General features: G+C 73.4%; 8 protein-coding genes. 5 read left to right on the plus strand and 3 right to left on the minus strand.

Features of this window, described 5'->3' with window-relative positions:
* The first annotated feature begins 67 nt into the window (after positions 1-67).
* The gene (locus tag D0D28_RS01095; protein ID WP_116109317.1) at positions 68-1,252 is read left to right on the plus strand and encodes an MFS transporter; all 1,185 of its coding nucleotides are present in this window, start codon (positions 68-70) and stop codon (positions 1,250-1,252) included.
* A 20-nt stretch (positions 1,253-1,272) separates the two neighbouring features.
* Positions 1,273-2,106, plus strand: coding sequence for an aldo/keto reductase (locus D0D28_RS01100; protein ID WP_094003070.1), 834 nt, complete (start codon positions 1,273-1,275; stop codon positions 2,104-2,106).
* A 19-nt stretch (positions 2,107-2,125) separates the two neighbouring features.
* Here the strand turns inward: D0D28_RS01100 and D0D28_RS01105 are convergent, their stop codons facing one another.
* Together D0D28_RS01105 and D0D28_RS01110 are read right to left on the minus strand one after the other, a co-directional pair.
* Positions 2,126-2,773 (minus strand): response regulator, encoded by a 648-nt coding sequence (locus tag D0D28_RS01105; RefSeq protein WP_116109320.1) that lies wholly within the window; start codon positions 2,771-2,773, stop codon positions 2,126-2,128.
* 207 nt (positions 2,774-2,980) lie between these two features.
* Positions 2,981-4,534, minus strand: a complete 1,554-nt coding sequence (locus tag D0D28_RS01110) for an AMP-binding protein (protein ID WP_116109322.1) — start codon at positions 4,532-4,534, stop codon at positions 2,981-2,983.
* Positions 4,535-4,772: 238 nt separating this feature from the next.
* Here D0D28_RS01110 and D0D28_RS01115 point away from each other — a divergent pair, with 238 nt between their 5' ends.
* The 3 genes from D0D28_RS01115 to D0D28_RS01125 are packed head-to-tail and all read left to right on the plus strand — an operon-like array spanning position 4,773 to position 7,169.
* Complete coding sequence (locus D0D28_RS01115; protein ID WP_094003073.1) at positions 4,773-5,333, plus strand: NADPH-dependent FMN reductase; 561 nt, start codon at positions 4,773-4,775, stop codon at positions 5,331-5,333.
* Between the two features lie 16 nt (positions 5,334-5,349).
* Entirely contained in the window at positions 5,350-6,327 is a 978-nt protein-coding gene (locus D0D28_RS01120) for an ATP-binding cassette domain-containing protein (protein ID WP_094003074.1), read from the plus strand.
* Positions 6,324-7,169, plus strand: a complete 846-nt coding sequence (locus D0D28_RS01125) for an ABC transporter permease (protein ID WP_094003075.1) — start codon at positions 6,324-6,326, stop codon at positions 7,167-7,169. Before D0D28_RS01120 ends, D0D28_RS01125 begins: the two co-directional genes overlap by 4 nt.
* Before the next feature lie 6 nt (positions 7,170-7,175).
* On the opposite strand, the gene D0D28_RS01130 is transcribed toward D0D28_RS01125, so the two are convergent.
* Positions 7,176-10,319, minus strand: coding sequence for an ATP-binding protein (locus tag D0D28_RS01130; RefSeq protein WP_116109325.1), 3,144 nt, complete (start codon positions 10,317-10,319; stop codon positions 7,176-7,178).
* Between the last annotated feature and the right edge of the window lie 260 nt (positions 10,320-10,579).

The following is a 10,579-nucleotide window of genomic DNA, read 5'->3' on the forward strand; positions in this document are numbered from 1 at the left end:
ATTGCCAAAGCCGGTAACGTCTCCGCGCGGGTAGTTGACGGAAGCTCTCCAAGACTCGAGGAATCACATGCCTGTCGCCCTCATCGCGCTGGCCATCGCCGCCTTCGGCATCGGCACGACGGAGTTCGTGATCATGGGCCTGCTGCCCGAGGTCGCCACCGACCTCGGCGTCTCGGTACCCACGGCCGGGCTCCTGATCTCCGGTTACGCCCTCGGCGTCGTGGTCGGCGCGCCCCTGCTCACCGCGCTCGGCTCGAAAGTGCCGCGCAAGACCGTCCTGACCGGCCTGATGGTGTTGTTCATCGCGGGCAACGTCGTCTCCGCGATCGCCCCCGGATACGGTCTGCTCATGACCGGCCGCGTGGTCGCCGCCCTCTCGCACGGCGCGTTCTTCGGCGTCGGCTCGGTCGTCGCCGCCTCGCTCGTGCCGAAGTCCCGCCAGGCGAGCGCCATCGCGATCATGTTCACCGGCCTGACCGTCGCCAACGTGCTCGGCGTGCCCGGCGGCACCGCGCTGGGCCAGCAGTTCGGCTGGCGCTCGACGTTCTGGGCGGTGGCCGGCCTCGGCGTGATCGCCCTGGTGGGCGTCGTCGCGCTCGTGCCCCGTCAGCCCGTCACCGAGGGCCAGACCCTGCGCAGCGAGGTCGCCGTGTTCCGGCGGCCGCAGGTGTGGCTCGTGCTGGCGATGACCGCGCTCGGCTTCGGCGGGGTGTTCGCCTCCTTCACCTACATCGCCCCGATGATGACCGACGTCGCCGGCTTCTCCCCCGGCGCGGTGACCTGGCTCCTCGTGCTGTTTGGCGGGGGCCTGGTGGTGGGCAACCTGCTCGGGGGCAAGGCCGCCGACCGCGCGCTGATGCCGAGCCTGTACGTCATCCTGGCCGCGCTGGCCGTGGTGCTCGTCGCGTTCGTCTTCACCGCGCACGCGCAGCTACCCGCCGCGGTCACGATCGCGTTGTTCGGCGCCGCCGGCTTCGCGACCGTGCCGCCGCTGCAGGCCCGCGTCATGGCCAAGGCCGGGGACGCGCCGGCACTGGCGTCGGCCGCGAACATCGCGGCCTTCAACCTCGGCAACGCGGGCGGCGCCTGGCTGGGCGGGCTCGCGATCGGCCACGGCCTCGGCTACACCGCCCCGAACTGGATCGGCGCGGTGCTGGCCGCCGCCGGGCTCGGCGTCGCGCTGGTCTCCGGCGCGCTCGACCGGCGCCCGGCCACCCGGACGCAGCCGGAGATCCCGGCCGTCCACCGATGAACGACAGCGAAAGGAAAGACATGACCGCCATTCCCACGGTCGAACTGAACAACGGCGTGCACATGCCGCAGGTGGGCTACGGGGTCTTCCAGGTCCCCGCCGACGAGACCACCCAGGCGGTCACCGCGGCACTGGAGGCCGGCTACCGCAGCATCGACACCGCGACCGCCTACGCCAACGAGGCCGCGGTCGGCAAGGCGCTGGCCCAGTCCGGCATCGCGCGCGAGGAGCTGTTCGTCACCACCAAGCTGTGGAACGCCGACCAGGGCTACGACGAAACGCTGCGCGCGTTCGACAAGAGCATGGCCGATCTGGGCCTGGAGTACCTGGACCTGTACCTGATCCACTGGCCGGTCCCCGAGGCCGACCGGTACGCCGACAGCTGGCGCGCGTTCGAGGCGCTCTACTCCGACAGCCGCATCCGCGCGATCGGCGTGTCCAACTTCCAGCCGCACCACCTGGACCGGCTGGCGCAGGAGAGCCGGATCGTGCCCGCGGTCAACCAGATCGAGCTGCACCCCTACCTGCAGCAGGCCGAGCTGCGCGACTACCACGCCCGGCACGGCATCGTGACCGAGGCGTGGAGCCCGCTGGCCAAGGGTGGCGAGCTGCTCGGCGAGCAGACGATCACCGCGCTGGCGGACAAGCACGGCCGCACCCCGGCGCAGATCGTGCTGCGCTGGCACCTGCAGCTGGGCAACGTCGTGATCCCGAAGTCGGTCACGCCGTCCCGGATCAAGGAGAACCTCGACGTGTTCGGCTTCGAGCTCGACGAGAGCGACCTCGCCGAGCTGGCGAAGCTGGAGAAGGGCCTGCGGACCGGGCCGGACCCGGACACCTTCAACGTGCGCTGAGTCCCGCGCCGGGCCGCCGCTACCGGCGGCCCGGCAGGTCCCGGCGCAGGCTGGTGGCCAGCACGGCCGCCTGGGTGCGGCGCTGCATCCCGAGCTTGTGCAGCAACCGCGACACGTAGTTCTTCACGGTCTTCTCGGCCAGGAACATGCGCTCGGCGATCTCGCGGTTGGTCAGCCCCTCGCCGATCAGGTCGAGCAGCTTGCGTTCCTGCTCCGACAGCCGGGCCACCGCGCCCGCCGGGGCGGCCTCGTCCCGGATGCGGGACATCAGCGCCGAGGCGGCCCGGTTGTCCAGCAGCGACTTCCCGGCCCCGACCTGGCGCACCGCGGACACCAGTTCCATGCCCCGCACGTCCTTCACGACGTACCCGCCGGCACCGGCGAGGATCGCGTCCAGCATGGCCTGCTCGTCGGTGTAGGACGTGAGGATCAGGCAGTGCAGCCCCGGCATCCGGGACCGCAGCTCCCGGCACAGCTCGATGCCGCTGCCGTCGGGCAGCCGCAGGTCCAGCACCGCCACGTCCGGCCGGACCGCCGGGATCCGGGCCAGCGCCTCGGTCACCGTCGCGGCCTCGCCCACCACGGTCAGCTCCGGGTCGGCGTCCACGAGGTCGCCGACACCGCGCCGGACCACCTCGTGGTCGTCGACCAGGAACACCGTGGTCATCGCCTCACGTCCTCACCGGTAGCGGCGGCGGTCCCGCAGCGGATCGGTCTCCAGCATCACGGCCTCGAACTTCTGCAGGCTCACGGTGAAGACCAGGATCACGATCGGTATCAGCAACATCAGCCACAACATTCGTGCCCCACCCCTGCCTAGTGTTCGTTGCTCATCGGCTACCCCGGCGGGTGGACCGCTAACCCGGGCCGTTACTCATCGGATACGTCGTTCGTGACCGGCCCACTCCTGCTCACGCAGCGCGTACTTCCGGATCTTGCCGGTGGAGGTCTTGGGCAGCGGGCCGAACACCACCCGCCTGGGTGCCTTGAACCGGGCGAGCCTGCCCCGGACGAACTCGGTGATGTCCCCGGCGGTCGCCGACGCCCCGTCCCGCAGCGTGACGTAGGCCACCGGCACCTCGCCCCAGTGGTCGTCCGGCGCGGCGATCACGGCGACCTCCAGCACGGCCGGGTGGTCGGCGATCGCCTGTTCGACCTCGACGCTGGCGATGTTCTCGCCGCCGGAGATGATCACGTCCTTGCCGCGGTCCCGCAGCTCGACGTAGCCGTCCGGGTGCATCACGCCCAGGTCGCCGGTGCGGAACCAGCCGTCCGGCGCGGCCAGCCGGGTGGCCTCCGGATCGCGGTGGTAGCCGAGCATGACGTTGTTGCCACGCACCGCGATCTCGCCCGTGGTGGCGCCGTCGGCGGGCACGTCCGAACCGTCCTCCGCGACGACCCGCGCCCGGCAGGACACCAGGTTGCCCACCCCCTGACGCGCCTTGAGCCGGGCCTGCGCGGCCGCGTCGAGCGCGTTCCACTCCGGGCGCCAGTCGCAGATCATGACCGGCCCGAACGTCTCGGTCAGTCCGTACAGGTGCGTGACGTCGAACCCGAGCTCGCCCATGCGGCGCAGGATCGCCGGGCTCGGCGGGGCACCCCCGGTGGCGACGCGCACCGGGTGCGCGACCGGCGCCGCCTCCGGCGCGTAGGCGAGCATGGACAGCACGGTCGGGGCGCCGTTGAGGTGCGTGACCCCCTCGTCGCGGATCAGCCGCCACACCCGCGCGGGCTCGACCTTGGGCAGGCACACGTGCGTGCCCGCGGCCGCGGTCACCGCCCACGGGAAGCACCAGCCGTTGCAGTGGAACATCGGCAGCGTCCACAGGTGCACCGCGGACGGGGACAGGCCGGTGTGCCCGACCATCGCCAGTGCCTGCAGGTAGGCGCCCCGATGGTGGTACATCACGCCTTTCGGGCGACCGGTCGTGCCCGAGGTGTAGTTGATCGACAACAGCCCGCGTTCGTCCCGCGGCGCCTCGGCCCGGGGCGTGGCGCCGGCCAGCCGCCGCTCGTAGTCCTCCCCCGCCCGGACGACCTCGACCGGCCGGCCGAGCCGGGTGAGCACCTCGGTGACGAGCTCGTCGAACACCGGGTCGTGCACCAGCACCGCGGCCTCGCAGTGCGCCAGGATCCCGGCGATCTCCCCGGCGGACAGGCGCGTGTTGAGCGCGACCAGCGGCACCGCGGCCCACGGCACGCCGAAGTGGGCCTCCAACAGCACGTGCGTGTTCGGGGCGAGCACGGCGACCGGCCCGCCCCGCGCGAGCGGCGCGAGCACCCCGGCCAGCCGCCGGCACCGGTCGGCCAGCTCGGCGTAGGTGAACCGCCGCTCCCCGTCGACCACGCCGATCCGGTCACCGTGCGCCGCCTCGGCCCGGTCCAGGAACGAGACCGGCGACAGCGGCTCGAAGGACAGCTCCGTCACACGAGCGAGCGTATCCGCCGCGAGATCGTTTCCGCTGCCTTCGGAATCCGCGGTCGCACCGGTCCCTGACGAGCGGGACGCAGCGTGCCGATGCCCGTCCGGCTCACCGAGGCACGGCTCGCCGTCTTCACCGGGACCTGGCAGCCGCGAGGCCCGGTCCGGTTCCGCGGTCCCGCCCGCTAGATCGGATCCAGCGGGCGATCTAGCGCCTCCCGGTCGAGAACGGGAGGAGGCCACGATGGAGGACGTCCTGAGGGTCCTGACCCTGATCGGGAGCACCCGGGAGGGCCGGGCCGGTCAGCGGGTCGGGCAGTGGTTCGCCCGCCAGGCCGGCGAGCGCGGCGACCTCGACCTGGCGGTGGTGGACCTGGCGGAGTTCGACTTCCCCGCCCGCTACCCGGCCCGGGCGACCCCGGCGATGACGGCGTTCACCACCGAGATCGACCGCGCCGACGCGTTCGTCGTCGTGACCCCGGAGTACAACCGCAGCTTCCCGGCCTCCCTGAAGCAGGCGATCGACTACGCCTACGACGAATGGCAGGCCAAACCGGTGGCGTTCGTGTCCTACGGGTGCCGCTGCGCCGGCCTGTACGCGGTGGAGCAGCTGCGCGTGGTCTTCACCGAGCTGCACACCGTGACCCTGCGCAACACCGTCAGCTTCAACCTCTTCGACACCGGGCCCGACGGCGGCCCGCGTGACGAGGCCGTCCGCCACGCGGTCGGCCCGATGCTCGACCAGCTCGTCTGGTGGGGCCACGCGCTGCGCGCCGCCCGCCGGGCCCGCCCCTACGTGGCGTGACAAGGAAGGAAGGACCATGAGCGATCTGGCGATCGAAACGTCCGGGCTGGTCAAGGTGTTCGGCAAGACCCGCGCCGTGGACGGCGTGGATCTGGCCGTGCCCGCCGGCACCGTGTACGGCGTGCTCGGACCCAACGGCGCGGGCAAGACCACCGCGGTGCGGATGCTGGCCACCCTGCTGCGGCCCGACGGCGGGCAGGCCCGCGTGTTCGGCCACGACGTGCTGCGCGAAGCCGACGCGGTGCGGCAGCGGGTGAGCCTCACCGGCCAGTACGCCTCCATCGACGAGGACCTGACCGGCATCGAGAACCTCGTGCTGCTGGGCCGCCTGCTCGGCCACCGCAAACCGGCCGCCCGCCGCCGCGCCGACCAGCTGCTGGAGGCGTTCGGGCTGACCGACGCGGGCGGCAGGCAGGTGAAGAACTACTCCGGCGGCATGCGGCGCCGCATCGACATCGCGGCGAGCATCCTGCGCACCCCGGACGTGCTGTTCCTGGACGAGCCGACCACCGGCCTGGACCCGCGCAGCCGCAACCAGGTGTGGGACATCGTGCGGATCATCGTCGCGCAGGGCACCACCGTCCTGCTGACCACCCAGTACCTCGACGAGGCCGACCACCTCGCCAACCGCATCGCGGTCATCGACCACGGCAAGGTCATCGCCGAGGGCACCCCCGGCGAGCTGAAGGCCTCGGTGGGCGCGGGCTCGATCCACGTCCGCCTGCGCGACGCCGCCCAGCGCGGCGAGGCCCAGCGGGTCATGGCCCGCGCGCTGGCGTCCACCGTGGAACTCGGCGGCGACCCGGTGTCGCTGACCGCGCGGATCGGCGGCGGCGAGTCCGGCCTGGGCGCCGCCGAGCACGCCGCCCGCGCGCTGTCCGACCTGGCGCAGGCCGGCATCACCGTCGACGACTTCTCCCTCGGCCAGCCCAGCCTCGACGAGGTGTTCCTGGCCCTGACCGACCACCCCGCGGAACAGGAGGCAGCGGCATGACCGCCACCACGACCGACCCGGCCCCGGCCTACACCCCGGCCGCCGAAAGCCTGCACGCCGTGCTGGACGCCGGCGAGCAACCGCCGCGCCCCAGCGCGCTGTCGGCGTCGCTGACGTTCGGCTGGCGGGCGATGCTCAAGATCAAGCACGTGCCCGAGCAGCTGTTCGACGTCACCGCGTTCCCGATCATGATGACGCTGATGTTCACCTACCTGTTCGGCGGCGCGCTGGCCGGGTCGACCACCCAGTACCTGCAGTTCCTGCTGCCCGGGATCCTGGTGATGAGCGTCGTGATGATCACGATGTACACCGGGCTGGGCGTGAACATCGACATCGAGAAGGGCGTGTTCGACCGGTTCCGGACGCTGCCGATCTGGCGGCCGGCGGCGCTGGTGGGCGCGCTGCTCGGGGACATGGCCCGCTACAGCATGGCCTCGGCGGTCATCCTCGCCGTCGGGCTGATCCTCGGGTTCCGCCCGGCCGGCGGCGTCGGCGGCGTGCTCGCCGGGGTCGGCCTGCTGATCGTGTTCTCGTTCGCGTTCTCCTGGATCTGGACGATGTTCGGGCTGATGCTGCGCACCGAGAAGTCGGTGATGAGCGTGAGCATGATGGTGCTGTTCCCGCTGACGTTCCTGTCCAGTGTGTTCGTCGACCCGGCCACCATGCCCGGCTGGCTGCAGGCGTTCGTCAACGTCAACCCGGTGACGATCCTGTCCGACGCGGTCCGCAGCCTGATGATGGGCGCGCCGGACGGCAGTGACATCACCTGGACGTTCATCGCCAGCGGCGCGCTGCTCGCGGTGTTCGGGACGCTCACGATGCGGCTCTACAACCGCAAGTGAGCCGGGCTACAGCCGCCAGGTGATGCCGGGCTCGCCCGGGTCGTAGCGGCAGCTCGCGCCGGTGGAGACGGTCGCCCGCAGATGCTCGGCGAGCTGGGGGTGGCGACCGTCCAGCCGGCGCAGCGTGTCGCGGATCCGGGCGGTGACGGTCTTGCGGGCGCGCTCGGCCTCGTCCCCGAGGCGCCGGGTGCGCCCGCCGAGACCGGCGGCGGCGCGCAGTTCCGCCAGCAGGGCCGCCCGCTCGGTGTCGAGCCGGGCGGCCTTGTCGTCGTCGCCGCGGGCGGCCGCCGCGTCGATCTCGTCGTCCAGGACGGCGAGACGGCGCCGGTAGGCCGCCTTCGCCGTGTCGTCGAGGACCTCGTCCCCGCCCAGGCGGCGCGCGGCCACCACGACCTCGCCGCCGGCCGGGTCGAGCAGCCGCACCGCCGGCACGTCGGTGCCCGGGTGGCTGAGCAGGAAGTGCAGGTCCCGCAGGCCCTTCGCGTCCGGCAGGTGCAGCGTGCGGCCGGCCAGCGCGAGCGTCCAGGTCGTGCCGGTGAAGCGGAACTCGCCGGTCGCGGCGGGCCGCTCGCCGCGGGCACGCAGGCGCCGCACGCGTTCGGGCACGTGCCGCAGGCCCAGCTCGGCCGCCTCGGCGGCGAGCGCGTCCAGCAGCGCGGCGGCCTCGGTGTCGTCACCCGGCGCGGCCCGGTCCAGCAGCAAGGTGGCCCGGGCCAGCCGCGCTTCGACCACCCACGGCCGGGCCCGCATCGCCTCGGCGGACCGCTCGGCCGCGTGGTAGCGGTCCAGCGCCTCGTCCCAGTGGCGTTCCGCGGCGGCCAGCCTGCCCAGCCACAACGTGACCGGCCCGCTGATCTCGAACCCGAACACCGACACCAGCCACTGCCCGTCGTAGGGCAGCAGTGCCTCCCGGGCCCGCGCGGCCATCACGGCGTCGCCGGTGGCGGCCGCGGTCTGCGCCTGCAGCCGCAGGAACATCGGCAGGTACGCGCGCGGGAACGGCGGCCGCTCCCCGAGCTCGGCCAGGTACTTCGCCGCCTGGGCCGCGTCGCCGCGCTGCGCCGCGGTGGTGGCCTCCAGCAGGCCCGGATACGGGTAGTCGCCCGGGCCGAGCGAGGCGTGGAACCCGGCGAGCTCGTCGAACCGGCCCTGCTGCAGCAGCAACGACCACCGGTGGTGGCGCAGCATCGGCAGGAAATGGCTGTGCCGCACCTGTTCCTCCGCCGTGACCACGGAGTCGAACAGGGCCTCGGCGTCGGCGAAGCGGCCCTGGAAGGCGGCCAGGATGCTCTGGTCGATCCGCGCGCCGAACTGCATCCGCCGCGAGTCGCCCTGCTCGGCGAGCGCGACGAACGCCCGCATCTGGTCGAAGTACCGCGGATCGCCCAGCTCCACCAGCGCGACCCAGCGCAGCGACGTGGCGTACTGCTCGGTCTCGGTGTCGCCGCTGCGGTGGGCGACCTCGGCCAGCTCCGCCATCAGCGCCTCGCGCTCGGCGGCGGTGCCCAGGCCCCAGATCGAGTCGTGCAGCGTGGACAGGCTGAAACCGAGCGCCTCGTCGTCGCCGTCCTCGCGGGCCAGCATGCCCAGCTGGACGATCACCTCCCGCGCCCGGTCCTCCAGCGGGCGCTCCGTCTCACCCGGCCCGATCAGCGCGCGGTGCGCCTCGGCGATCAGCCCGGCCTTGAGGTCCGCGCGCTCCGCGTCCTCGCCCCAGCGGTAGGCCGTCAGGGCGACGCGGCCCAGCAGCTCCGCGTCACCCAGCGCCCGGGCCAGCGCGGTGGCCTCCTCGAACACCGCCCAGCCCTCGGCGGTCTCGTCGGAGTGGTGCAGCTCGCCGCCGAGCTCCAGCAGCACGAGCACGCGACGCCGCGGCTCGTCGGCGATCCCGGCCGCGCGCCGGAAGTGCCCGATCGCCTCCTCGAACGCCATCCGGCCGGAGGCGGCCCGTCCGGCGGCGACGAGCAGGCCCACCGCGCGCGACGGCGGCACCAGCGGGCCGGCGAGGTAGGCGTGCCGGGCGGCTTCGGCCGGGAGGATCCGCTCGGCCAGGGCGGGGTTGCCCGCCAGCGCGGTGACCACCGCGGCGTGGCGTTCGCGGACCTCGTCCTCGCCGAGGGAGTCGTAGAGCGTCTCGCGCACCAGGTCGTGGGCGAAAGCGAACCGGCCCCCGCCCCGCACGGTGACCAGCCGCGCGGCGACCGCCTGGTCGAGCAGCCGGTCGGCGGGCGCGGCGGGCATCGCGGCGACCGCGGCCAGCACCTGGCGGTGGAACTGCTGGCCGAGCACCGCGGCGGTGGTCAGCAGCGCGACGACCGGGTCGGGCAGCAGCGACAGGCGGCGGCGCACCGCGTCCCGCACGCCCGGCGCGATCGCCGTGACCGATCCGCCGCCGTGCCACAGCCGCGCGGCCTGCTCGACGAAGAACGGGTTGCCGCCGGTGCGGCGGTGCACCTCGGCCACGACGTCCGCGCCCGGGGTTTCGCCCACCGTCCGGGCGATCAGGTGGCCGACCTCCTCCGGTTCCAGGCCGGTGAGCGTGATCGTGCGGGCCTTGGCGACCAGCGAGGACAGCAGCGGGCGCAGCGGGTGGTCGGCCACCTCGACCTCGGCGTCGCGGTAGGTGCCGAGCAGCAGCAGCCGCTCGAACCAGGTGTGCCCGGCGGCGAACTCGAGCAGCTTGAGCGAGGCGGTGTCGGCCCAGTGCAGATCGTCCAGGGCGACGACGACCGGGCGGCTGTGCGAGGCGGTGACCAGGGCGCTGGTGACGGCGTCGTAGAGGCGGAACCCGTCGGGCGTCTCCCGCGGGTCCGCCTCGCCCCGCGGCACGGCCAGCCCGCCCCCGGCCTCCCGCTCGATCGCGGCCCACTCGCCGGCGGTGGCGGCGCGGCGGAGCCCGCGCAGCACCTGGACCCACGGCCAGTAACCGGGCGCGCTGCCGGAGTCCCAGCAGGCGCCGCCGAGGACGAGCGCCCCGCGCCGGCGCGCCTCGTCCGCCGCGCCGGTGATCAGGGTGGTCTTGCCGATCCCGGGCTCGCCGGTGACCAGCACGAGCCCGCCGTGGCTGTCCACCGCCCGCCCGATCTCGGCGCGCAGCAGGCTCACCGGGTGATCGCGGCCGATCAGCGCGGGTTCGAGGTGGGTGTCCATCGCCCCTGACGCTAGCGCGCCGGTGTCCGTATTGTCCGCCGGTTTCCCTCACCCCCGGCCCACCACCGCGCGCATAACGGTTCCGGGCTGTTCATCCGCGCCGCCTTTACACCGGGAGCCACCGCCACCACACTCCACGCAATACTTGCGGATCCGCTGGGGAGGCGAGGATGCGCTGGCGTGAGCTGCTGCCCAGGGCGGGCGAGGTCCCGGGGCGGGGCAGGGCGGGGCTGACCGCGGTCGGCACCCTGGTGCTGGGC

It is taken from the genome of Amycolatopsis ruanii (assembly GCF_003385175.1).
GTDB classification, from domain to species: Bacteria; Actinomycetota; Actinomycetes; order Mycobacteriales; family Pseudonocardiaceae; genus Amycolatopsis_E; species Amycolatopsis_E thermalba.